This is a genomic window from Kitasatospora sp. NPDC008050 (assembly GCF_042957465.1).
Taxonomy (GTDB): Bacteria; Actinomycetota; Actinomycetes; order Streptomycetales; family Streptomycetaceae; genus Kitasatospora.
Genome location: NZ_JBIBIJ010000013.1, coordinates 157,092 through 182,494, shown reverse-complemented (window position 1 = coordinate 182,494; position 25,403 = coordinate 157,092). Strand labels below are relative to the sequence as shown.

Annotated in this window: 9 protein-coding genes (1 of these 9 only partly in view); 3 read left to right on the top strand and 6 right to left on the bottom strand. The window is 74.5% G+C overall.

Annotated features, from left to right (window positions below):
- Positions 1-51 precede the first annotated feature (51 nt).
- The 5 genes from ACFZB9_RS24695 to kdpF all read right to left on the bottom strand — a co-directional run bounded on the left by ACFZB9_RS24695 (position 52) and on the right by kdpF (position 5,824).
- Positions 52-786 carry a GNAT family N-acetyltransferase gene (locus ACFZB9_RS24695; protein ID WP_391450499.1) on the bottom strand — a complete coding sequence of 245 codons (735 nt, stop codon included), beginning with the start codon at positions 784-786 and terminating at the stop codon, positions 52-54.
- Between the two features lie 208 nt (positions 787-994).
- On the bottom strand, positions 995-2,647 hold the full coding sequence (gene kdpA, locus ACFZB9_RS24690) for a potassium-transporting ATPase subunit KdpA (protein ID WP_391450497.1): 1,653 nt from the start codon (positions 2,645-2,647) through the stop codon (positions 995-997).
- Positions 2,648-2,649: 2 nt separating this feature from the next.
- Complete coding sequence (locus ACFZB9_RS24685) at positions 2,650-3,552, bottom strand: potassium-transporting ATPase subunit C (protein WP_391450496.1); 903 nt, start codon at positions 3,550-3,552, stop codon at positions 2,650-2,652.
- Between the two features lie 2 nt (positions 3,553-3,554).
- On the bottom strand, positions 3,555-5,735 hold the full coding sequence (gene kdpB / locus ACFZB9_RS24680; protein ID WP_391450494.1) for a potassium-transporting ATPase subunit KdpB: 2,181 nt from the start codon (positions 5,733-5,735) through the stop codon (positions 3,555-3,557).
- Positions 5,735-5,824, bottom strand: coding sequence for a K(+)-transporting ATPase subunit F (kdpF, locus tag ACFZB9_RS24675; RefSeq protein ID WP_391450493.1), 90 nt, complete (start codon positions 5,822-5,824; stop codon positions 5,735-5,737). Before kdpF ends, kdpB begins: the two co-directional genes overlap by 1 nt.
- A 432-nt stretch (positions 5,825-6,256) precedes the next feature.
- On the opposite strand from kdpF, the gene ACFZB9_RS24670 reads away from it, so the two are divergent.
- A complete protein-coding gene (locus ACFZB9_RS24670) occupies positions 6,257-7,294 on the top strand; it encodes a GDP-mannose 4,6-dehydratase (RefSeq protein ID WP_391450492.1) in 1,038 nt (345 codons plus the stop codon).
- Between the two features lie 143 nt (positions 7,295-7,437).
- Here the strand turns inward: ACFZB9_RS24670 and ACFZB9_RS24665 are convergent, their stop codons facing one another.
- The gene (locus tag ACFZB9_RS24665; protein ID WP_391450491.1) at positions 7,438-7,797 is read right to left on the bottom strand and encodes a hypothetical protein; all 360 of its coding nucleotides are present in this window, start codon (positions 7,795-7,797) and stop codon (positions 7,438-7,440) included.
- Positions 7,798-8,137: 340 nt separating this feature from the next.
- On the opposite strand from ACFZB9_RS24665, the gene ACFZB9_RS24660 reads away from it, so the two are divergent.
- Both ACFZB9_RS24660 and ACFZB9_RS24655 read left to right on the top strand, forming a co-directional pair.
- Positions 8,138-9,025, top strand: coding sequence for a N5-glutamine methyltransferase family protein (locus ACFZB9_RS24660; RefSeq protein WP_391450489.1), 888 nt, complete (start codon positions 8,138-8,140; stop codon positions 9,023-9,025).
- 169 nt (positions 9,026-9,194) lie between these two features.
- On the top strand, positions 9,195-25,403 hold the 5' portion of the coding sequence (locus ACFZB9_RS24655) for a type I polyketide synthase (RefSeq protein WP_391450488.1). The gene runs 12,345 nt beyond the window's last position; 16,209 of the gene's 28,554 nt are visible here — the first part of the coding sequence; it begins with the start codon at positions 9,195-9,197; the stop codon falls past the right edge of the window.

Sequence of the window (25,403 nt, the reverse complement as noted above, 5' to 3'; positions counted from 1 at the left end):
ACAGGGCAACGCTAGCTTCCGGGCTTGAGCCGCCGGCCTTTCTCACGGTGGTCACGGTGTGCGACATCCGGAGGCGGACTGCAGGGGGATCCGGGGGAGGAGGGGCCCGCGTGCCTGTCCCACGTAGTAGCAGACCTCGGTGCGGACCGGTCGGAAGCCGGCGGCGCGGGCGAGTGCCTGGCTCGCCTCGTTGCTGCGCGGAGCCGACCAGGTGGGGACGCGGCCCCGGGCGCGGATGGTCAGGGTGAGGCCGTTGACGCAGGCCAGTGCCAGGCCCGAGCGGCGGAAGGCGGGCAGCGTCAGGACGGCGACGTCCTCGTGGGCCCGGCCCTGCCAGAAGGTGCAGGCGACGGCGGCGAGGTGGCGACCGTCCGCGAAGGCGCCCCAGGCCCGGCCGCTCGCCGCGAGGCCGTGCGCGCCGCCCCAGGTCTCGGTGATCCAGCGGAGTGCTGGTGCCAGTGCTGCCAGCTGTCGGGCATCGCCGGGCGTGATCGCCCGCACCTGGACGTCCTGCGGGGCGCGCGGCCGGTGCGGACGGTACTGCTGGACGCTGAGCGTCCGCACCCACGGGCTCACCAGGGCGAAGGTGCGCCCGAGCAGCGGGAGGAAGCGTTCGGGCGCGGTGAACTGGCCGTGTGCCAGCGACGCGAGTCGTTCCGGGTCGAGTCGCTGCGGATCCCCGCGCAGCAGGCGGTGGCCCGCGCAGTGGATCGCCTCGACGCGCGGATGCGTCGGCCGGTCGGTCAGCCGACCACCGACGCCGGTGGTACGGACATGGGCATCCATCGCGTCGAATCCGGGTCGTTCCGGCAGTGACCAGCGCACGGTTCCCAGCTCAGCAGGTGCGGCAGGGGAACGGAGCGGCCTTGACGCCGGGCTGATGCCCGCGGCCGGATTACTGACGGATCCTTCGCGCGGTGCACGGTGCGGCGCCCGAAAACGCCGCTGCGGCCCGGTCCTTGGGGGCCGGGCCGCAGCAACTGCCGTGACAGCGCTACATCAGCCCCTCCGCCAGCGGGCCGAGGGCCAGCGCGGGCAGGAAGTTGAGCAGCGCGAGGATCAGCGCGGCGCCGGTGGCGAGGGTGATGAAGTTGATGCCGGAGGCACGCAGCGTGCCGACCGTGACGACGCCGGGGCGCTGCTTGGCGAGGCGTCCCGCGAGGGCGAGGACGAAGGCCATCGGCACGTACCGCCCGAGGAGCATGGCGACCACCATCAGTCCGTTGTGGAAGTCGGTGGCGCCGTTGAAGCCGGACATGGCACTGCCGTTGCTCTGGGTGTTGCTGGTGTAGGCGTAGATGAGTTCGGTGAGGCCGTGCGGGCCCGGGTTGCCCATGCTGGCGGCGCCGTCCTGGGGCAGCGCGATGGAGATCGCCGTGCAGGCCAGGATGACGGTGGGCGCGACCAGCGCGTACATCACCACGTAGCGCATCTCGCCGAAGCCGATCCGCTTGCGCAGGTACTCCGGTGTGCGGCCGACCATCAGGCCGCCGACGAAGACGGCGATCAGGACGGCGATCAGCAGGCCGTAGAGCCCGCTGCCGGTGCCGCCGGGGGCGATCTCGCCGAGCATCATGGCGGCGAGCAGCACGCCGCCGCCGAGGCTGGAGAAGCTGTCGTAGGAGGCGGCGCCCGCGCCGTCGGCGCTGGCCGTGGCGGAGACGCCGAACAGGGTGCTGCCGGGGACGCCGATCCGGGTCTCGGTGCCCTCGTTCTGCCCGCCGACGGCGGCCGCGACGGTGCTGTGGGTGCCGGACTGGGCGAGGGCGCCGGCGCCGAGCAGCAGGGCGAAGAGGATGCCGACCACGGCGAGCAGGGTCCAGGCCTGCCTGAGGCTGCCGATCATCCGGCCGTAGGTGCGGATGAACGCGGTCGGGATCAGCAGCATCAGCACGATCTCGACGAGGTTGCTGAGCGGCGTCGGGTTCTCGAAGGGGTGGGCGCTGCTGGCGTTGAAGAAGCCGCCACCGTCGCCGGAGAAGAGTTTGACGGGTTCCCAGGAGGCGACCGGCCCGCCGATCAGGGTCTGTTGGCCGCCCGTGACCGTGGTGAAGGTGTGGTTGCCGCCGAGGTTCTGCTCGACGCCGAGGCCGATCAGCAGCAGGCCGGCGACGACGGCGATGGGGACCAGGACGCGGAAGACGGTGCGGACCAGGTCGACCCAGAAGTTGCCCAGCTCCTCGGTGTCGTGCCGCACCAGGCCGCGGATCAGCGCGAGGGCGGCGCAGATGCCGACCGCGGCGGAGGCGAAGGCCTGCACGCCCAGGCCCGCCATCACGACGAAGTGGCCGGTGCCGGTCTCCGGGACGTAGTTCTGCCAGCTGGTGTTGGTGGTGAAGCTGACCACGGTGTGCAGGGCGGTGCGCCACGGCATCCCGCCGATCCCGCGTGACCACGGCAGGTGGCCCTGACCGACGAGGAGTCCGAAGAGCACGGCGATGCTCATGACCGTGAAGGCCAGCAGCGCGAGCAGGTAGTGCTTCCAGTTCTGCTCGCGGTCCGGGTCGATGCCGCAGAGGCGGTAGAAGGCTCTTTCGAGCTTCAGGTGGCGGCCGCCGTCGAGTTGGCGGGCCATGTAGTCGCCGAGCGGGACATGGAGTGCGACGACGACGGCGATGACGAGGAGGGCCTGCATCCAGGCTGCCATGATCAGGCCCCCTGCTTCGGGTAGGTGCGGTCGAGGGCCAGGTCGAGCTGGAGGACGTTGACGCCCGGATCGCCGAGGACGCCCAGCGTCCGTCCGCTGGTGTACTTCTCGACGAGCTTGTGCACGGCGTCCTCGGTGGTGTGCCGCTCGCGGGCGATCCGGGGGATCTGCAGGGCGGCGTAGGCGGGGCTGATCTGCGGGTCGAGGCCGCTGGCGCTCGCGGTCACCGCGTCCGCCGGGACGGCGGGGTGGGCGGGCGCGTCACCGCGCACGGGCACCGCCACGGTGGCGCTGTAGTCCTCGCCGGGAGTGGCGCAGACGACCGGGACTCCCTGGTAGGAGGCCTGGAACGGCTTGGCGGGGCAGGCCTGGTTGAGGCTGACCACCTTGGTGACGGTGCCGCTGGTGCCGCCGTCGTAGGAGACGCCGAGGACCGCGCCGACACCGTCGCCGGTGCAGTAGGGCCGGGAGCCGTCCACGTGTTCCAGGTCGCCGACGGCCTTGCTGCGCGAGCAGACCTGGGTGAGCAGGCTGGGCTTGAAGGTCTTGGGGTCGTTGCCGGTGGCCAGGGTGTCCACGATGCTCTGCGGGCTGAGGTTGCCGGCGCCGGAGGCGGTCGGGTCGTAGCCGGCGCCGGCGTTGGAGGGGCGCGGCTGGAAGTACCGCGGCAGGGGGTTGCCCTGGTCGTCGGTGAAGTTCTGGCCGATCAGCGAGCTGCCGAGCTCGCTGCCGTCGGCCGCGGTGAGCAGGGAACCCTGGGCGGGGGCCCGCAGGCCGGGGAGGTGGGCGAGGGCGGTCATGCCGAGCGGGTAGAGCAGGCCGACGGTCAGGGTGAGCACCAGGACGACCCGGAGCGCGGCGAGATGCCGGGAGACCCAGTGGGGCAGTCGAGTCAGTCGAGTCATGGTCAGATCCCCGGGACGAACTGGACGAAGAGCAGGTCGATCAGCTTGATCGCCGCGAACGGCACCAGCACGCCGCCCAGGCCGTAGACCCAGAGGTTGCGGGTGAGCAGCGCGGAGGCGGACGCCGGCCGGTAGCGCACCCCGCGCAGGGCGAGCGGGATCAGGGCGACGATGACCACCGCGTTGAAGATGACGGCGGAGAGGATCGCGGACATCGGCGAGTGCAGGTGCATGATGTCGAGCGTGTGCAGGCTCGGGTAGACCGCGCCGAACATGGCCGGCAGGATCGCGAAGTACTTGGCGATGTCGTTGGCGATCGAGAAGGCGGTCAACGCCCCTCGGGTGATGAGGAGTTGCTTGCCGATCTCGACGATCTCGATGATCTTCGTCGGGTCGGAGTCGAGGTCGACCATGTTGCCGGCCTCCTTGGCGGCCGACGTGCCGGTGTTCATCGCCACCCCGACGTCCGCCTGGGCGAGCGCGGGTGCGTCGTTGGTGCCGTCGCCGGTCATCGCGATCAGCTGACCGCCGGCCTGCTCCTTCTTGATCAGCGCGAGCTTGTCCTCCGGCGTCGCCTCGGCGAGGAAGTCGTCCACGCCCGCTTCGGCGGCGATCGCTCGGGCGGTCACCGGGTTGTCACCGGTGATCATCACGGTCCGGATGCCCATCCGGCGCAGCTCGGCGAAGCGTTCCTTGAGGCCGGGCTTGACCACGTCCTTGAGGTGGATCACGCCGAGCACGCGCGCCGGGGCGCCGCTGTCGTCGTGCTCGGCGACGGCCAGCGGGGTGCCGCCGGCGGCCGACACCTGGTCCACCGCGGCGTCCAGGGCGGGCGGCACGGTGCCGCCGCGTTCGGTCACCCACGCGGCCACGGCCGAGGCGGCGCCCTTGCGCAGGCACCGGCCCGTCGGCAGGTCCACGCCGGACATCCGGGTGGTGGCGCTGAACGGCACCCACGCGGCGCCGGTGGTGTCCTGCTCGGCCAGGCCGTACTCGTCGAGGGCGAAGGTGACCACCGACCGGCCCTCGGGGGTCTCGTCGGCCTGGCTGGAGAGCAGTGCGGCCTCGGCGAGCCGCTGCGCGGGGAGCTGCTCCACCGGCAGGAAGGCGGCGGCCTGACGGTTGCCGAAGGTGATGGTGCCGGTCTTGTCCAGCAGCAGGGTGTTGACGTCGCCGGCCGCCTCGACCGCGCGCCCGGACATGGCGAGCACGTTGCGCTGCACCAGGCGGTCCATGCCGGCGATGCCGATCGCGGAGAGCAGCGCGCCGATGGTGGTGGGGATCAGGCAGACCAGCAGCGAGACCAGCACGATGCCGGTGACGCCGTTGCCGTTCACCACCGCCGTGTCGTGGGCGGCGGCGTTGTAGTGCTTGGAGAAGATCGCCATCGGCTGGAGCGTGATGACGGCCATCAGGAAGACGAAGGTGAGCATCGTCAGCAGCAGGTTGAGGGCGAGCTCGTTCGGCGTCTTCTGCCGGTTGGCGCCCTCGACCAGGGCGATCATGCGGTCCAGGAAGCTGTCCCCGGGCTCCTGGCCGATCTGCACGATCACCTGGTCGGAGAGCACCCGGGTGCCGCCGGTGACGGCGCAGCGGTCGCCGCCCGACTCGCGGATGACGGGCGCGGACTCGCCGGTGATCGCGGACTCGTCCACGCTCGCGACGCCCTCGACCACGTCGCCGTCACCGGGGATCAGCTCCCCGGCCGCGACGATCACGAAGTCGCCGCGCCGCAGCTCACTCGCTGCCACCCGCTCCTCGCCGTGGGAGGCTGCGGCCCGGTCGGCGGGCCAGTCGGTCAGGCGGCGGGCGGTGGTCTGCCGGCGGGTGCGGCGCAGCGAGTCGGCCTGCGCCTTGCCCCGGCTCTCGGCCACCGCCTCGGCGAGGTTCGCGAAGACCACCGTCAACCAGAGCCAGCCGGTGATCAGCACCGCGAAGAGCGAGGGGTGCGCGGCGGCGAGCCCGGTGGTCAGCACGGCGCCGATCTCGGTGACGAACATGACCGGGTTGCGCACCAGGGTGACCGGGTTGAGCTTGCGCAGCGCCTCGGGGAGGGCGCGCCACAGTTGCTCGGGGTCGAGCATCCCGGCGCCCACCTTGCGGGGGCCGGCGGGATCAGGCGGTCGGACGGGCGTCTTGGGGGCCGGGTCGGGCCGGTCGGTGACCGGCGTGACGGCGGCCATCAGAACTTCTCCGGGTGCTTCAGGGCGAGGACCAGGTAGCCCACCAGGACCACCGCGACCACCAGGCCCACGACGTTCTCGACGCTCAACTCGCAACTCAATTCGAACGGCACGGCGACGCACGGGCCGACTGCCCGTGCGCGGATGAGAGGGGACGGAGGGGTGAGTTCCATCGGCCCTTCGGGCAGGCGCAAGGGGGAGAGCGCCCGCGGCGACGCTATGGCCGTGGCGGGGGTGGAGTGGAAGGGCCTGACGCCATCTTGATCCCGGCCGCCGGTCTCCTGACACGGTGTTGACGTTCGTCGTCGATCCGTGGTGTTCTCACTGGTCCGAGGGGGTGCACCGGCTCGGGGGCGAGGGTCTCACGGTGCGGGGGGCGAGGCTCCGGACGCCGGTGGGTCCGCCGAAGTCTCGAAAATTCCTTAGCTTCTTTCTGCTTCGCTGACTGTGCCGAGAACGGCGTGCCGCGCTGAGGGCTGCGACCGCTCGACGGGCTCATCCATGGTGGCGAAAGGGGAATGATGTCCAAGCGCGCACTGATCACCGGGGTCACGGGGCAGGACGGATCGTATCTGGCCGAGCACCTGATCTCCCTCGGGTACCAGGTCTGGGGGCTGACCAGGGGGCAGGCGAACCCGCGGAAGGACCGGATCAGCCGGCTGATCCCCGAACTACGGTTCGTGGACGGCGACCTGATGGACCAGGGCAGTCTGGTGTCCGCGGTGGACGCGGTCCAGCCGGACGAGGTCTACAACCTGGGGGCGATCTCCTTCGTCCCGATGTCCTGGCAGCAGCCGGAGTTGGTCACCGAGGTCAACGGGACCGGAGTGCTGCGGGTGCTGGAGGCGATCCGGATGGTGAGCGGGCTCAACAAGCCGGCGGCGCATGCCGGGACCAACGGGCAGATCCGCTTCTACCAGGCCTCCTCGTCCGAGATGTTCGGCAAGGTGGCGCAGACGCCGCAGAGCGAGACGACCTCGTTCCACCCGCGCAGCCCGTACGGTGTGGTCAAGACGTACGGGCACTACATCACCCGGAACTACCGCGAGTCCTACGGGATGTACGGCGTCTCCGGGATCCTGTTCAACCACGAGTCGCCGCGCCGCGGTGCGGAGTTCGTGACCCGGAAGATCTCACTGGCGGTGGCGCAGATCAAGCTCGGGCTCCAGGGGAAGCTGAGCCTGGGCAACCTCGACGCCGAGCGCGACTGGGGCTTCGCCGGGGACTACGTCCGCGCGATGCACCTGATGCTCCAGCAGGACGAGCCGGGCGACTACGTGGTGGGCACCGGGCAGATGCACACGGTGCGCGACGTGGCGCGGGTCGCCTTCGAGTGCGCCGGACTGAACTGGGAGGAGTACGTGGTCATCGACCCCGGGCTGGTCCGGCCCGCGGAGGTGGAGACGCTCTGCGCCGACTCCAGCAGTGCCCGCAAGGCGCTGGGCTGGAAGCCGGAGGTGGACTTCACCGGACTGATCCAGATGATGGTGGAGTCGGACCTCGACCAGGCACGGCTGGTGCACGAGTACGGCTCGGCGCTCTCCATGGTGCGCTGGTAGCGGGGCACCGGCCGGCGATCGCCGCGCGACGCGCACGGGCCCGTCGGCCACCCGGTGGAACCACCGGGGGCCGACGGGCCCGCTGCGTTACTGCGGCCGGGTCACTGCTGCTGCGTCCCCGCTGCGTCACTACCGCCGGGTCACTACTGCCGGTCGGCCTCGCGGCCCTGGCGGCCGGCGCCCGGCGGGTGGGACAGGGCGAGGATCAGCAGCGCGATCTCGGCGCCCGGCCGCCCGAGGCGGCTGGTGTACTGGCTCAGCATCGCGTTCTCCTGGCACAGGCTGCTGGCCGGCAGGTTCGCGGCGCGCCGGTTCAGCTGGTAGGCGCGGGCGCACCGGGTTCGCCGCAGCAGCTGCGAGATGAGCTGCTCGTCGAGTTCCTCCAGCTCCGCCAGGTCGGCGCGTTCGGCCAGCTCGGAGCGCTCGGCGGCACCTTCCGCGGTGCCCTCGTCGAGGGAGGCCGCAGGCACCGGGGGGTCACCGCGCAGAACGGGTTCGGGCATGGGAGACATCCTCGTCGAAGTCGGCGGCCGGGAGGGGTCCCGGGGCCCGATGGCTCGCGTGCAGCGATCGTCCCGCCGGACCGCCCGGCAAATCACTAGTCTCGCGGGCCACTTGGCCGCCCCGCTGGCAAGGCCTCCGGCTCGGGGAAAAGTCTCGGGTCTCCCCCAGGGCTTGTCTCATCATTCCCGCCGGGCGCCCACCGCCGCGCGCTGATCCGACGCGAATTATGAGACAAGCCCTAGCTGCTCCTGCCGCATAGTTGCCGCTCGACCCGCGGGAACGGACCGCGCGGTGCCACCCGGCGGCTGCTCGGGCGGTACGGACGACACGGAGGCTGATGTGAGGACGACGATCAGAGAACTGGTCGAGGACGCGGTGCGGACGCTGGCCGACACCGGGACGGTGATCGGTCCGCGCCCGGACGCCGAGGCGCTGGCCGCCCACCTGTTCGGCACGGGCCTGGCCCAGCTGGAGTGGGACGGCGTTCCGGGCGACGGGGAGGCCGAGCGGTACCTGGAGCTGGTGGCCCGCCGGGTCGCCGGGGTTCCGCTCGGCCACCTGACCGGGGTGGCCGAGCTCGCGGGTGTGGAGGTGGCGGTCGGGCCGGGCGTGTTCGTGCCGCGGGTGCAGAGCGAGGCGGTGGTCGCGGACGGCCTGGTCGCGCTCAAGGGCATCCGACGACCGCTCGTGGTCGACCTCTGCGCCGGCTCCGCGGCGATGGCGCTCGCGGTGGCGCACCAGCTGCCGCAGGCCACGGTGCACGCGGTGGACTGCGATCCGGTGGCGCTGGAGTTCGCCCGTCGCAACAGCGCGCTGCGGGCCGCGCTCGGTGACACGCCGATCGAGCTGCACCAGGGCGACGTGACCGAGCCCGGGCTGCTGGCCGAGCTGGCCGGCACCGTGGACCTGGTGCTGACCAATCCCCCCTTCATGCCCGACGAGGCCGAGGTGCCCGCCGAGTTCGGCGTGTACCAGCCCCGGCAGGCGGTCTTCGGCGGTCCGGACGGACTGCACGTGATCCGGCACGCGGTGCGGACGGCGGCCGCACTGCTGCGGCCCGGCGGCACGCTGGTGGTCGAGCACGGCCACCTGCACGCGGCGGCGGTGCCCGACCTGCTCGGCGCCGACCCGCGCTTCACGGAGGTGACCGGCCACCTGGACCAGTACGGGTGGCCGCTGTACGCCACCGCCGTGCGCGGCCGGACCGAGGCCGCGACCTCCTCCTGACGCCCCGTCGGCCCGACGGCCCGGCCAGACCCTAGGGATTTTCCTGGCCGGGCCGACCCGAGACTGATCGCTGGTGTGCAGGAATGCGAGCGCTGCACGTGCGGTCCACGCCGGCTGTCCACATCGAATCGCCTGCCGTCCGCCGGTCTTCCAGATGGGTTGAGTTGATATGGACAAGGAACAGAAGCTCCGGGACTACCTCAAGCGGGCGAGCGCGGACCTCCAGCGCTCACGGCAGCGGGTGAACGAGCTCGAGGCGGCGGCGAACGAGCCGATCGCCATCGTCGGGATGAGCTGCCGCTACCCGGGTGGGGTGACCGGTCCGGAGGACCTCTGGACCATGTTGGTCAACGGTGCGGACGGTATTTCGGGCTTCCCGGCCGACCGTGGCTGGGAGTTCGCCGCCGAGGACGGGCCCACCGAGGTCCGCGGCGGGTTCCTGGACGGCGCGGCCCGCTTCGACCCCGACTTCTTCGGCATCTCGCCGCGCGAGGCCCTGTCCATGGACCCGCAGCAGCGCGTCCTGCTGGAATCCTCCTGGGAGGCCTTCGAACGGGCGGGCATCGATCCCGCCTCGATCCGCGGCAGCCGGACCGGTGTCTTCGTCGGCGCGATGCCCCAGGACTACCGGGTGGGCCCGGACGACGACGTGCAGGGCTTCGTGCTGACCGGCAACGCCACCAGCATCATCTCCGGCCGGCTGTCGTACGTCTTCGGGGCCGTGGGCCCCGCGGTGACCGTGGACACCGCCTGCTCCTCCTCGCTGGTGGCGCTGCACCTGGCCGCCCAGTCGCTGCGGGCGGGGGAGAGCACGCTGGCGCTGGCCGCCGGCGTGACGGTCATGTCCAGCCCGACCACCTTCGTCGAGTTCGCCCGCCAGGGCGGGCTGGCCGCCGACGGGTACTGCCGCTCGTTCGCCGACTCCGCGAACGGCACCGGCTGGGCCGAGGGCGTCGGCGTCCTGGTGCTGGAGCGGCTCTGCGACGCCCGCCGCAACGGGCACCAGGTGCTCGCCGTCGTCCGGGGCACCGCCGTCAACCAGGACGGTGCCTCCAACGGCCTGACCGCGCCCAACGGCCCGTCCCAGCAGCGGGTGATCGAGCAGGCGCTGGTCAACGCCCGGCTCTCGGCCGACCAGGTCGACGTGGTCGAGGCGCACGGCACCGGGACCACGCTCGGTGACCCGGTCGAGGCGCAGGCACTGCTGGCCACCTACGGACAGGGCCGCGACCCCGAGCGCCCGCTGCTGCTGGGCTCGATCAAGTCGAACATCAGCCACACCCAGGCCGCGGCCGGTGTCGCCGGTGTGATCAAGATGGTGCTGGCGATGCGGCACGGTGTGCTGCCGAGGACGCTGCACGTCGACGCGCCGTCCTCGCACGTGGACTGGACGGCGGGGGCGGTGCGCCTGCTGACCGAGCAGACCGCGTGGCCGCAGCACTCCGAGCCGCGCCGGGCGGGCGTCTCCTCCTTCGGGCTGAGCGGCACCAACGCGCACGCGATCATCGAGCAGGCGCCCGCGCCGGAACCCGATGAGGTGTCAGCGGCCTTGGCCCTGGGCGGCGCGCGGGAGTTGCCCTGGCTGGTGTCCGGCCGGACCCCCGAGGCGCTGCGCGCCCAGGCCGAGCGGCTGGTCGCCTTCCTCGACTCCGACTCCGACTCCGACTCCGACGACTCCGAGTGCGCCTCCTCCGCCGCCGACGACGCCGAGTCCGACTCCGCCGACGACTCCGTTGCTGCGCCCGGCAACACCGACACCGCGTTCTCGCTGGCCACCACCCGGTCCGGCCTGGAGCACCGCGCGGCCGTGGTCGCCGCCGACCGGACGCAGGCGCTGGCCGCCCTGAGGGGCCTGGCCGCCGGGGAGCCGATGCCGGCCGGCCTGCTGCGGGGCAGCACCCAGGGCCGGGGCAAGCTGGCCTTCCTGTTCGCCGGCCAGGGCTCGCAGCGGATCGGGATGGGGCGTGAACTGCGGGACCGTTTCCCGGTGTTCGCGCAGGCCCTGGACGAGGTGCTGGCGCACCTGGACGCCGGTCTCGAACGGCCGCTGCGCGAGGTGCTGTTCGCCGCCGAGGGCACGCCCGAGGCCGAGTTGCTGGAGCAGACGGCGTACGCGCAGCCCGCGCTCTTCGCGATCGAGGTGGCGCTCCACCGGCTGGTCGAGTCCTGCGGCGTCAAGCCGGACGCCCTGGCCGGGCACTCGATCGGTGAGATCGCCGCCGCCCACGTGGCCGGGGTGTTCTCGCTCGCCGACGCCGCGACCCTGGTGCTGGCGCGCGGCCGGCTGATGCAGGCGCTGCCGGCCGGCGGCGTGATGATCTCGCTCCGGGCGAGCGAGGACGAGGTCGCGCCGCTGGTCGAGGCCCGGCACGAGCAGGTCTCGATCGCTGCCGTCAACGGCCCCGACGCGGTCGTCATCGCCGGCACGGCCGAGGCGGCCGCCGCCGTCGCGGAGCACTTCACCGCGCTCGGCCGCAAGGTCCGCCCGCTGCGCGTCTCGCACGCCTTCCACTCGCCGCTGATGGAGCCGATGCTGGCGGAGTTCCGCGCGGTGGTCGAGGGCCTGTCGCCGCAGGCACCGGTCCTGCCCGTGATCTCGACGTTGACCGGTCTGCCCGCCACGGTCGGGCAACTGACCTCCGCCGCCTACTGGGTGGACCACGCCCGCCGGACGGTGAGGTTCGCCGACGCCGTCTCCTGGCTGCACGGCCACGGCACCGGGACCTTCCTGGAACTCGGACCCGATGGGGTGCTCAGCGCGCTGGCCCAGGCATGCCTGGCGGAGACCGGCGAGCGCGGGCCGGTGGCACTGCCGGCGATGCGCCCGGGGCGTCCGGAGACCGAGACCCTCACCACGGCGCTGGCCGGCCTGCACGTGCGCGGGGTCCCGGTCCGCTGGCAGCCGTACTTCGCCGGCACCGGCGCCCGGGCGGTCGACCTGCCGACCTACGCCTTCCAGCACCGCCGGTTCTGGCCGAAGAGCGTGCTCAGCCGTGCCGGTGACGTGCGCGCCGCCGGACTCGGCGCGGCGCACCACCCGCTGCTGGCCGCCGCCGTCTCGCTGGCGAACTCGGAGGGCCTGCTGCTGACCGGGCGGCTCTCGGTGCGGACGCACCCCTGGCTGGCCGACCACGCCGTCCGGGGCACCGTGCTGCTGCCCGGCACCGCCGTCCTGGAGCTGGCCGTGCACGCCGGGGACGAGGTCGGCTGCGAGCTGGTCGAGGACCTGACCCTGACCGCCCCGCTGGCCCTGCCCGAGCAGGGCGGGGTCCAGGTGCAGGTGTGGGTCGGCAGCCCCGACGAGGCGGGCCGGCGCACGCTCGGCATCCACTCCCGCCCGGACGGGGCCGAGGAGCAGCCGTGGACCCAGCACGCCACCGGCATCCTCGCCACCGGCATGCTCGCCACCGGCGCGGAGCCGGCCGCGTTCGAGCAGCTCACCACCGAGGCCTGGCCACCGGCCGATGCCGAGCCGCTGGCCCTGGACGGGCTGTACGAGCGGCTCGCGCGGAGCGGCTTCGGATACGGACCGGTCTTCCAGGGCCTGCGCGCCGCCTGGCGGCGGGGCGAGGAGGTGTTCGCCGAGGTGGCGCTGCCGGGCGGCGCCGCCACCGAGGCCGCCGCCTTCGGCCTGCACCCCGCGCTGCTCGACGCCGCGCTGCACGCCTGCGCGTTCCTGGAACTCGGCGGCCTGCCGTTCTCCTGGCAGGACGTCACGCTGCACGCCGGTGGCGCCTCGGCGGTGCGGGTCAAGCTCTCCTGGGCGGGGGAGGACGCGGTGTCGGTCACCGTCGCCGACACCGAGGGCGGGCCGGTCGCCTCGATCGGGTCGCTGGTGCTGCGCGCGATGCCCGATCAGCTGCCGGGCAGTACGGTGCCGGTGGTCCGGGAGGCCATGTTCGAGCTGCGCTGGCCCCGCCTGCGCGGTAGGGCGGCGGGGGAGCCCGGAGCGGTCGCGGTGCTCGGCGAGGACCCGTTCGGGCTCGGCCTCGGGCCGGTCGACGGCGCCGCTCCGCTGCCCGCGGTCGTCCTGGCCCCCGTCGTGGGCCGCACCGGCGACGACCTCCTCGCCTCGGCCCACGCGCTGACCGCGCGGGTGCTCGGTCAGCTGCAGTCCTGGCTGGCGGACGAGGCGTGCGCCGACTCGCGTCTGGTCGTCGTGACCCGAGGCGCGGTCGCCGCCGCCGAGGACGAGGGTGTGGCGGACCCGGCGGCGGCCGCGGTCTGGGGCCTGGTGCGCTCCGCGCAGGCCGAACACCCGGGCCGGTTCGGGCTGCTGGACCTCGATCCGGCCGCAGCCCCCACGGTGGCCCTGGCCCTGGCACAGGCGCTCGGCTCCGCGGAGCCGCAGCTGGCGATCCGGGACGGCGCGGTGCTGGTCGCCCGGCTGGCGCGGGTCCGTCCCGCCGCGCCGCAGGCGTTCTCGTGGCACCCCGAGGGCACGGTGCTGATCACCGGTGGCACCGGGGGGCTCGGCCAGGTCATGGCCCGTCATCTGGTCACCGAACACGGCGTCCGGCAGCTGGTGCTGGCGAGCCGTCGGGGAGCGGCGGCGGCAGGAGCCGTCGAGCTGGCCGAGGAGCTGCGCGGCCTGGGCGCACAGGTCGCCGTCGAGGCGTGCGACCTCGTCGACCGCGCGGCGGTCGAACGGCTGCTGGCCGCCCACCCGGTCACAGCGGTGGTGCACACGGCCGGCGTGCTGGACGACGGCGTGCTCGACGCGCTGACCCCGGAGCGGATCAGCGCGGTGCTGCGGCCCAAGGCCGACGCGCTGTGGAACCTGCACCAGGCGACCCGTGGGCTCGACCTGGCCGCCTTCGTCGTCTTCTCCTCCCTCTCCGGCACCGTCGGTGCGGCCGGGCAGGGCAACTACGCCGCCGCCAACGCCTTCGCCGACGCCTTGGTCCGGCTGCGCCGTGCCGAGGGCCTGCCGGGCGTCTCACTGGGCTGGGGCCCGTGGGCGCCGTCGGGCGGCATGACCGGGGGCCTGACCGAGGCCGACCTGGCGCGGCTGGCCCGCCTGGGCACCCCCGCGCTCCAGGAGCACGAGGGCGTGGCGCTCTTCGACGCCGCACTCACCCTGAACACCCCCGCGCCGCTGCCGGTGCGCCTGGACCTCGCGGCGCTGCGTGCCCGGGGCGAGGTGCCGCCGCTGCTGCGCGGGCTGATCCGCACCCCGGTCCGGCGCTCGGTGGTGACCGGCTCGGAGGCGGCCGCGAGCCTGGCGCAGCGGCTCTCCCGGCTGGACGAGGCGGCCCGCACCGAGGCCGTCGTCGAGCTGATCCGCGCTCAGGTGGCCGCCGTGCTGCGGCACTCCGGCGCCGCGGACGTCGACCCGCTGCGGCGGTTCCAGGACCTCGGCTTCGACTCGCTCACCGCCGTGGAGCTGCGCAACCGGCTCAGCAGCGCCACCGGCCTGCGGACCTCGGCCACCGTGGTCTTCGACTACCCGACCGTGACGGCACTGGCCGGTCACGTGCTGGACCAGCTCACCGATCTCCAGGACGGCCGGGGTGCCCAGGGTGCTCCTGGCGACCGGCAGGCCGGTGCCCCGCGCGCCGCCGCGGCCGGCGATCCGGTCGTGATCGTCGGCATGGGCTGCCGCTACCCGGGCGGCGTCGCCTCGCCCGAGGACCTGTGGCGCCTGGTCAGCGAGGGCACCGACGCCATCTCCGGCCTGCCCACCGACCGCGGCTGGGACCTGGAGGCGCTCTACGACCCGGACCCGGACCACCTCGGCACGGCCTACACCCGGTGCGGCGGATTCCTGCACGAGGCCGCCGAGTTCGACCCCGCGTTCTTCGGCATGAGCCCGCGCGAGGCGCTGGCCACCGACGCCCAGCAGCGGCTGCTGCTGGAGGCCTCCTGGGAGGCGATCGAACGCGCCGGGATCGACCCGCTCTCGCTGCGCGGCAGCCGGACCGGCGTCTTCGCGGGCGTGATGTACAACGACTACGCGGCCCACCTGACCGGGGGCCAGTACGAGGGCTACCAGGGCAGCGGCACCTCGCCGAGCATCGCCTCCGGGCGGGTCTCCTACGTGCTCGGCCTGGAGGGCCCGGCCGTCACCGTGGACACCGCCTGCTCCTCCTCGCTGGTCGCCATGCACTGGGCGATGCAGGCGCTGCGGGCCGGCGAGTGCTCGCTGGCGCTGGCCGGCGGCGTGACCGTGATGTCCACCCCGACCTCGCTGATCGAGTTCTCCCGTCAGCGCGGACTCTCCCCGGACGGCCGGTGCAAGGCCTACGCGGACAGCGCCGACGGGGTGGGCTGGTCCGAGGGCGTCGGCGTGCTCGTCCTGGAGCGGCTCTCCGACGCGCGGCGCAACGGCCACCGGATCCTGGCCGTGGTGCGCGGCAGCGCCGTCAACCAGGACGGCGCCTCCAACGGGCTCACCGCCCCGAACGGCCCATCGCAGCAGCGGGTGATCCGCCAGGCGCTGGCCGGCGCGGGGCTGCGCGCGGCCGACGTGGACGTGGTGGAGGGACACGGCACGGGCACCACCCTCGGTGACCCGATCGAGGCGCAGGCGCTGCTGGCGACCTACGGACAGGACCGGGAGACCCCGCTCTACCTCGGCTCGATCAAGTCGAACATCGGCCACACCCAGGCGGCGGCCGGCGTGGCGGGCGTGATCAAGATGGTCATGGCGATGCGCCACGGCGTGATCCCGAGCACGCTGCACGCCGAGCGGCCCTCCTCCCACGTGGACTGGGAGGCCGGAGCGGTGGAGCCGGTCACCGAGCAGCTGCCCTGGCCGCGGACGGGCCGGCCGCGCCGGGCCGGCGTCTCCTCGTTCGGCTTCAGCGGCACCAACGCGCACCTGATCGTCGAGCAGGCACCGCGGCCGAGCAGCGCGTCGCCCGAGGCCGTGATCACGCCGAGCGTGGCCGCCTGGCCGCTGGCCGGCCGTAGCCGGGCGGCCCTGCGGGACCAGGCGGCGCGGCTGCTCGCCTTCGTGACGGAGCGTCCGGAGCTGCGGCCGGCCGACCTCGGCCTCTCGCTGGCGACCACCCGGTCCGGCTTCGAGCAGCGCGCGGTCGTGGTCGGCTCCCGGCCGGAGCTGCTGCGCTCGCTGGCCGCGCTGGCCGCGAGTGCCTGCGACCCCGCCCTGATCGAGGGCGAGCGGGGCGGCGCCGGCCGGCCGGCCTTCCTCTTCGCGGGCCAGGGCTCGCAGCGGATCGGGATGGGGCGTGAACTGTGCGACCGCTTCCCGGTGTTCGCGCAGGCCCTGGACGAGGTGCTGGCGCAGCTGGACGCCGGTGCCGAGCGGCCGCTGCGCGAGGTGCTCTTCGCCGCCCTGGGCACGCCCGAGGCCGAGCTGCTGGAGCAGACGGGCTGTGCGCAGCCGGCGCTGTTCGCGATCGAGGTCGCGCTCCACCGGCTGGTCGAGTCCTGGGGCGTGCGGCCGGGCGCGCTGCTCGGCCACTCGGTCGGGGAGATCGCCGCCGCCCATGTGGCGGGCGTGCTCTCGCTGCCGGACGCGGCCGCCATGGTCCGGGCCCGGGCCCGGCTGATGCAGGCGCTGCCCACCGGCGGCACGATGTTCGCCCTGCAGGCCACCGAGGAGGAGGTGCTGCCGCTGATGGCGGCGGACGTCTCGGTGGCGGCGGTCAACGGCCCGCGGGCCGTGGTGATCGCCGGGGACGAGGACGAAGTCGTGCGGATCGCCGGGCTGTTCGCCGCGCAGGGGCGCAGGACCCGGCGGCTGCGCGTCTCGCACGCGTTCCACTCGCCGCTGATGGAGCCGATGCTGGCGGAGTTCCGGCAGGTGGTCGGTGCGCTCACGTTCCAGGAGCCGCGGCTCACCCTGGTGTCGAGCGTGACCGGCCGGCCCGCGACCGGGGAGGAGCTGGCCGACCCCGACTACTGGGTCGAGCAGGTGCGCCGTACGGTCCGCTTCGCGGACGGGGTGCGCAGCCTGCGCAGCTCGGGCACCACCACCTTCTTGGAGCTCGGCCCGGACGGCATGCTCTGCTCGCTCGCCCAGGACACCCTGGGCGACGAGCCCGGCCTGGACCTGGTGCCGCTGCTGCGCGCCGACCGCGCCGAGGAGCAGGCCGCGGCCACGGCGCTCGCCCGGCTGCACGTGCGCGGGATCCCGGTGGACTGGGCGCAGTTCCATGCCGGGACCGGCGCGAGCCGCATCGACCTGCCCACCTACGCCTTCCAGCACGAGCGTTACTGGCCCGAGAGCACGGCCGTCCCCGGCACCGCGACTTCGGCCGACCCGGCCGACACCGCGCTGTGGGGAGCGGTGGAGCGCGGGGACGCCGGCGAGCTGGCCGCGCTGCTCGGTCTGCGCGACGAGCAGCACGCCAGCCTCTGCGCCCTGCTGCCCTCCCTGTCGAACTGGCGCCAGAACCGGCAGGAGAAGGCCCGGCTGGACGGCGCGCGCTACCGGGTCGTGTGGCAGCCGGTGCGCGCGAGCGCGGCCCCGGTGCTGGACGGCAGCTGGCTGGTGGTCACCACCGGCGGCATCGAGGACGGCGAGCTGCTGGAGGCCCTGCGCGGTCACGGGGCGCGGTTCGAGCGGCTGGTGCTGGCCGAGGACGGCTTCGACCGGGCCGAACTCGCCGCCCGGCTCGGCGCGTTCGAAGGACTCGCCGGCATCCTGTCGCTGCTGCCGCTGGCCGACCGGCCCGGCCTCACCCTGACCGGGCTGCCCACCGGGCTCGCGCTGAGCGCGCTGCTCGCCCAGGCGTTGGGCGACGCCGACCTGAGTGCCCCGCTGTGGACGCTCACCCGCGGCGCGGTCTCCACCGGGGCCGATGACCTGCTCGGCAACCCCGTCCAGGCCGCGGCCTGGGGCCTGGGACGGGTGGCCGCGCTGGAGCGCCCGCAGCAGTGGAGCGGGCTGATCGACCTGCCCCCCGTGCTCGACACCCCCACCGTGCAGCGGCTGGTCAGCGCGCTGGCGAGCCGCGGCGGCGAGGGCGCCGAGGACCAGCTCGCGCTGCGCGCGGGCACCGCCCACGGCCGGCGCCTGGTGCGCCACCCCGGCGCCGAACTGCCGCAGGCCGACGCCTTCACCGCCACCGGGACGGTGCTGATCACCGGCGGCACCGGCGCGCTCGGTGCCGAGACCGCCCGCTGGCTCGCCCGCAGCGGTGCACAGCACCTGGTGCTGACCGGCCGGCGCGGCCCCGATGCCCCCGGCACCCGCGAACTGGTCGCCGAACTGGCGGAGTCGGGCGCCCGGGTGACCGTCGCGGCCTGCGACGTCGCCGACCGGGAGCAGCTGGCCGCGCTGCTGGCCACCATCGAGGCCGAGCACCCGCTGACCGGCGTGGTGCACGCGGCGGGCGTCGGCCAGGCCGCACCGCTGGCCGTGACGGAGCTGTCCGAGATCGAGGAGCTGACCTCGGCGAAGCTGCGCGGCGCGGCCAACCTCGACGCACTGCTCGGCGACCGGGAGCTGGACTTCTTCGTCCTGGTCTCCTCGGTCGCCGGCATCTGGGGCAGCGCCGGGCAGAGCGCCTACGGCGCCGCCAACGCCTACCTCGACGCGCTGGCCGAGCACCGCGCGGCCCGTGGACTGGCCGCCACCTCGGTGGCCTGGGGCCCGTGGGCCGGAGCGGGCATGGCCGGCCACGAAGCCGTGGCGGACAGCCTGCGGCGGCAGGGACTGCGGTACCTGGCACCCGAGTCGGCGATCGCCGAGCTGCGCCGCGCCGTGCTGCAGCGCGAGGTGACCGTGACGGTCGCCGACGTCGACTGGGAACGCTACGCGCCGGTCTTCACCGCCGCCCGTCCGAGCGCGCTGCTCACCGGGCTGCCCGAGGTGCGGAGTCTTCTGACGGAGAGTCAGCAGGGCGATGCCGGCTCGGACTTCGCCCGCCGGCTGGCGGGCCTGGGTGAGGCCGAGCAGCAGCGGGTGCTGGTCGAGCTGGTCCGCCGCGAGGCGGCCGTCGTCCTCGGGCACGCCTCCGCCGAAGGGGTGGCGGAGAAGCGGGCCTTCCGCGAGGCGGGCTTCGACTCGCTGACCGCGGTCGAGCTGCGCAAGCGGCTGGCCACGCTGACCGGTCTGGCGCTGCCGAGCACCATGGCCTTCGACTACCCGACCCCGCTCGCCCTGGCCGGCTTCCTGCGCGGCCGGCTGCTGGGCCTGGCCGAGGCCGAGGCGGCGACCTCGGCGGCCGCCGTCGCGGGCCGCTTCGACGAGCCGATCGCGATCGTCGGCATGGGCTGCCGGCTGCCCGGCGGGGTCCGCTCGCCCGAGCAGTTCTGGGAGCTGGTCTCCCAAGGTGCCGACGCCATCTCCGAGTTCCCGGTCAACCGCGGCTGGGACATCACCGACCTGTACGACGCGGACCCGGACGCGCCCGGCAAGGCCTACACCACGCAGGGCGGGTTCCTGCACGACGCCGGGGAGTTCGACCCGGGCTTCTTCGGCATCTCGCCGCGCGAGGCGCTCTCCATGGACCCGCAGCAGCGCCTGCTGCTGGAGACCACCTGGGAGGCGTTCGAGGCCGCCGGCATCGACCCGGCCTCGGTCCACGGCAGCCCCACCGGCACGTTCATCGGCTCGACCTACCAGGAGTACGGGCTCGGCATGGCCGACGGCTCCGCCGGGCACGCCGTGACCGGGAGCAGCCCGAGCGTGCTGTCCGGGCGGCTGGCCTACCTGTTCGGCCTCCAGGGCCCGGCCGTCACCGTGGACACCGCCTGCTCCTCCTCGCTGGTCGCCCTGCACCTGGCCTGCCAGTCGCTGCGCAACGGCGAGAGCTCGCTGGCCCTGGCGGGCGGTGCGACCGTGATGACCAACCCGGCGTCCTTCATCGCCTTCAGCCGCCAGCGGGCGCTCGCCGCCGACGGCCGGTGCAAGTCGTTCGCCGAGGAGGCCGACGGCATGACCCTGGCCGAGGGCGTCGGGGTGCTCGTCCTGGAGCGGCTCTCGGACGCGCAGCGCAACGGCCACCGGATCCTGGCCGTGGTGCGCGGCTCGGCGATCAACCAGGACGGCGCCAGCAACGGGCTCACCGCGCCCAACGGGCCCGCCCAGCAGCGGGTGATCCGGCAGGCGCTGACCAACGCCGGGCTCGGCACGGGCGACATCGACGCGGTCGAGGCGCACGGCACCGGTACCTCGCTCGGTGACCCGATCGAGGCACAGGCCCTGCAGGCCACCTACGGCCGCGACCGGGACCCGCGGCGTCCGCTGCTGCTCGGCTCGGTCAAGTCGAACATCGGCCACACCCAGTCGGCGGCGGGCGTCGCCGGCGTGATCAAGATGGTCCTGGCGCTGCGGCACGGCACCCTGCCGCGCACCCTGCACGCCGACCGGCCGTCCTCGCACATCGACTGGACCCAGGGGGCGGTCTCGCTGCTCCACGACCCGGTGGAGTGGCGCGAGGGCGAGCGGACCCGCCGCTGCGCGGTCTCCTCCTTCGGCATCAGCGGGACCAACGCGCACGCGGTCCTGGAGGAGGCGCCGCGCCTGGTCGCGGCCGAGGAGGAGCGGTCGGGGGCCCCGGCCGCCGGCCTCGTCCCGTGGGTGCTGTCCGCGCGGACGCCGGGCGCGCTGCGCGCCCAGGCCGCGAACCTCGCCGCCCACGACCCGAACCTGCGCCCGGTGGACGTCGGGTGCTCCCTGGTCGGCTCGCGCGCCCTGTTCGACCACCGCGCGGTGGTCCTCGGCACCGACGGCGCGAGCCTGCGCGAGGGGCTGGCGGCCCTGGGCGCGGGCGAGTCCTCGCCGGCCGTCGTCCAGGGCGTCGAAGGCGCCGCCGGCAGGACCGTCTTCGTCTTCCCCGGCCAGGGCTCCCAGTGGGCCGGCATGGGCGCACGGCTGCTGGAGGAGTCCCCGGTCTTCGCCGAGCGTCTGCACGAGTGCGCCGCCGCGCTGTCGGCCTTCGTCGACTGGTCGCTGGTGGACGTGCTGCGCCAGGCCGAGGGCGCGCCCTCGCTGGAGCGGGTCGACGTCGTCCAGCCCGCCTCGTTCGCGGTGATGGTGTCGCTGGCCCGCCTGTGGCAGTCGTACGGCGTCCGGCCGGACGCCGTCCTCGGGCACTCGCAGGGCGAGATCGCCGCCGCCGCGGTGGCGGGGGCGCTGACCCTGGAGGACGCCGCCCGGGTGGTCGCGCTGCGCAGCCGGGCCATCGCCCGGGGGCTGGCCGGCTCCGGCGGCATGGTGTCCGTCCCGCTGTCGGCGGCCGAGACCGAGGAGCTCCTGCGGGCCCGGGGCGGGGACCTCTGCGTCGCCGCCGTCAACGGGCCGCGCACCGTCGTGGTGGCCGGTGCGCCCGAGCAGCTGGACGCGCTGATCGCCGACCTCGCCGCCGAGAACGTGCGGGCCCGGCGGATCGCGGTCGACTACGCCTCGCACTCCACCCAGGTGGAGCTGCTGCGCGACGAACTGCTGACGGCGCTGGCGCCGGTGCGCCCGCGCACCGCCGAGGTGCCGTTCTTCTCCACCGTGACCGGCGACTGGCTGGACACCACCGGGCTGGACGCCGGGTACTGGTACCGCAACCTGCGCCGGACCGTGGCCTTCGACCCCGCCGTGCGGGAACTGCTCGCACACGAACACACGGTGTTCGTCGAGGTCAGCCCACACCCGGTGCTGACCATGACCGTCCAGGCGACCGCCGAGGACGCCGGTGCGCGCGCGAGCGTGGTCGGCACGCTGCGCCGCGACAAGGGCGGCCTGGACCGCTTCCTGACCTCGCTCGCCGAGGCCCACGTCCAGGGCCTCCCGGTGGACTGGACCCGGGCCTTCGCCGGTACCGGCGCCCGCCGGGTCGACCTGCCGACCTACGCCTTCCAGCGCGAGCACCTGTGGGCCGTCCCCGTGACACCGCGAAGCGCCGGTGCGGCGGACCCGGCGGACGCCGCGTTCTGGACGGCGGTCGAGCGGGAGGACGTCGAGTCGCTCGCCGCCAGCCTGCGGCTCGACCGCACTTCGCTGGCCCCCGTGCTGCCCGCGCTCTCCGACTGGCACCGCCGCCGGCGCGACCGCTCCACGGTCGGCTCCTGGCGCTACCGGGCCGCCTGGCAGCCGCTCGGCGGGCTGGGCACGGTCGCCCTCGCGGGCACCTGGCTGCTCGTCACGAGCCGGGCCGACGACGCGCAGCGCGTCGCCGACGCGCAGGAAGCCGCCGGGGCGCCGAGGGTGCACGGCGCGCAGGAAGCTGCCGGGGCGCAGGACGTCGCCGAGGCGCTGACGGCGCACGGCGCGCAGGTCCAGCGCCTGGTGCTGGACGCCGCCACCGACCGTGCCACCCTGGCCGAACGCCTCGCGGGCCTTGGGGAGTTCACCGCGATCGTGTCCGCGCTGGCCGCCGAGGAGGCGCCCGGCGAGTGCCACCCGGCGCTGTCCGGCGGTCTCGCGCTGACCCTCGCGCTGGTCCAGGCCCTGGGCGACGCGGGCATCGACGCCCCGCTGTGGTGCGTCACCCGCGGCGCCGTCTCCACCGGACGGGCCGACCGGCTGACCAACCCCGTGCAGGCGCAGATCCACGGCCTCGGCTGGACGGTCGCGCTGGAGCACCCGCAGCGCTGGGGCGGACTGGTCGACCTGCCCGCGACCCTGGACCGCCGGGCCGGCGAGCGGCTGGCCGCCGTCCTCGCGGGCGGCACCGGCGAGGACCAGGTCGCCATCCGGCCCTCGGGCGCGCTCGCCCGACGGATCGTCAGGGCCCCGGCCCCGGCCCCCGCCGGGCCCGCCACCGGGTGGACACCGCGCGGCACCACCCTGGTGACCGGCGGCACCGGCACCCTCGGCCCGCACCTGGCCCGCTGGCTGGCCGACCAGGGCGCCGAGCACCTGGTGCTGACCAGCCGCCGGGGCATGGCGGCGCCCGGCGCGGCCGACCTGCTGACCGAGCTCGCCGAGCGCGGCTGCCAGGCCACCGTGGTGGCCTGCGACCTCACCGACCGCGCGGCGGTCGCCCGCCTGCTGGCCGAGCTGAAGGCCGAGGGCCACACCGTCCGCACGGTGGTGCACACCGCCGCCGTCATCGAACTCGCCTCGCTGGACGAGACCGGCCCCGAGGCCTTCGCCAGGGTCGTGCACGCCAAGGTCGCCGGCGCCCGGCACCTGGACGAACTCCTGGACGACCAGGAGCTCGACGCCTTCGTCCTCTACTCCTCCACCGCCGGCCTGTGGGGCAGCGGGCAGCACGCCGCGTACGTCGCGGCCAACGCCTACCTCAACGCGCTGGCCGAGCACCGCCGGGCCCGCGGCGCCCACGCCACCGCCATCTCCTGGGGCATCTGGTCCGACGACATCGAGCTCGGCCGGGTCGACCCCGGCCAGATCCGCCGCAGCGGCCTGGTCTTCATGGACCCGCGACTGGCCCTGTCCGCGCTGCGCCAGGCCATCGACGAGCAGGGCGTGCTGGCCGTCGCCGACATCGACTGGGACCGCTACCACCCGGTCTTCACCTCGGTGCGGCCGACCGCGCTCTTCGAGCAGCTCCCGGAGGTCCAGCGGCTCCTGGCGGTGGACGAACGGCCCGCATCCGACGGCGAGTTCGCCGCCAGGCTGCGGGCGCTGCCGGCGGTCGAGCAGGGCCGGCTGCTGCTGGACCTGGTCCGCGCCGAGGCGGCCACCGTGCTGGGGCACGCCTCGCCCGAGGTGCTGTCCGAGCAGCGGGCGTTCCGCGAGGTCGGCTTCGACTCGCTGACCGCCGTGGACCTGCGCAACCGGCTGGCCAACGTGACCGGGCTGGCACTGCCGAGCACCATGGTCTTCGACTACCCGAACCCGCTCGCGCTGGTGGAGTTCCTGCGCACCCGGATCGCCGGCGTGCCACTGGAGGCCGCCACGCCGCAGCAGGCGGGCGGCGCCGCCACCGACGAGGACCCGATCGCCATCATCGGCATGAGCTGCCGCTACCCCGGCGAGGCCGGCTCGCCCGAGGCCCTGTGGCAGCTGGTCTCGCAAGGCGCCGACGCCATCTCGCAGTTCCCGCTCGACCGGGGCTGGGACGCCGAGGGGCTGTACGACCCGGACCCGGACCGCCCGGGCCGCACCTACTCGACCCGCGGTGGATTCCTGCACGACGCGGCCGAGTTCGACCCCGCGTTCTTCGGCATCTCGCCGCGCGAGGCGCTCGCGATGGACCCGCAGCAGCGGCTGCTCCTGGAGACCGGCTGGGAGGCGATGGAGCGGGCCGGGATCGACCCCGCCACCCTGCGCGGCAGCCTGACCGGCACCTTCATCGGCGCGAGCTACCAGGACTACAGCTCCGGCGGCTCCGGCCAGGACGGCGACGAGGGGCACCTGATCACCGGCACCATCCCCAGCGTGCTGTCCGGACGGCTCTCCTACACCTTCGGCTTCGAGGGCCCGGCCGTCACCCTGGACACCGCCTGCTCCTCCTCGCTGGTCGCGCTCCACCTGGCCTGCCAGTCGCTGCGCAACGGCGAGAGCTCGCTGGCCCTGGCCGGCGGGGTGAGCATCATGGCCACGCCCAACGCGTTCGTCGGCTTCAGCCGGCAGCGGGCGATGGCCGCCGACGGCCGCTGCAAGGCCTACGCCGAGGCCGCCGACGGCATGAGCCTGGCCGAAGGCGTCGGCCTGGTGCTGGTGGAGCGGCTCTCCGACGCGCTGCGCAACGGCCACCGGGTGCTGGCCCTGGTCCGGGGCAGCGCCGTCAACCAGGACGGCGCCTCCAACGGCCTGACCGCGCCGAACGGCCCCTCGCAGCAGCGGGTGATCCGCCAGGCGCTGGCGAACGCCCGGCTGAGCCCCGCCGAGGTCGACGCCGTGGAGGGCCACGGCACCGGCACCAGGCTGGGCGACCCGATCGAGGCCCAGGCGCTGCTGGCGACCTACGGCCAGGACCGGGAGCGCCCGCTGCTGCTCGGCTCGGTCAAGTCGAACATCGGCCACACCCAGATGGCCTCCGGCGTAGCCGGGGTGATCAAGATGGTGCTGGCGATGCGGCACGGTGTGCTGCCGGCCACCCTGCACGTCGACCGGCCGTCCTCGCACGTCGACTGGTCGGCCGGCGCGATCGAGCTGCTGACCGAGGAGCGCGCCTGGCCGCGGACCGGCCGTCCGCGCCGCGCGGGCGTCTCCTCCTTCGGGCTCAGCGGCACCAACGCGCACCTCGTCCTGGAACAGGCACCGCCGGTGGCGGAGCCGGCCTCGGTGGAGCCTGCCGCGCCGGCCGCCGTGCCGGCCGCCGTGCCCGTGCTGCTGTCCGCCCGCACCGACGCCGCGCTGCGCGCCCAGGCCGAGCGGGTGCTCTCCCTGCTCGACGCCCGGCCCGAACTGCCGCTCACCGACCTGGCCCTCTCGCTCGCCACCACCCGCTCCGCGCTGGAGCGCCGGGCGGCCGTGGTGACCGCGGAGCGCGCCGAGCTGGTCCGGGCCCTGGCCGCGCTGCGCGACGGCCTGCCCGACCGCGCCCTGGCCACCGGCCGG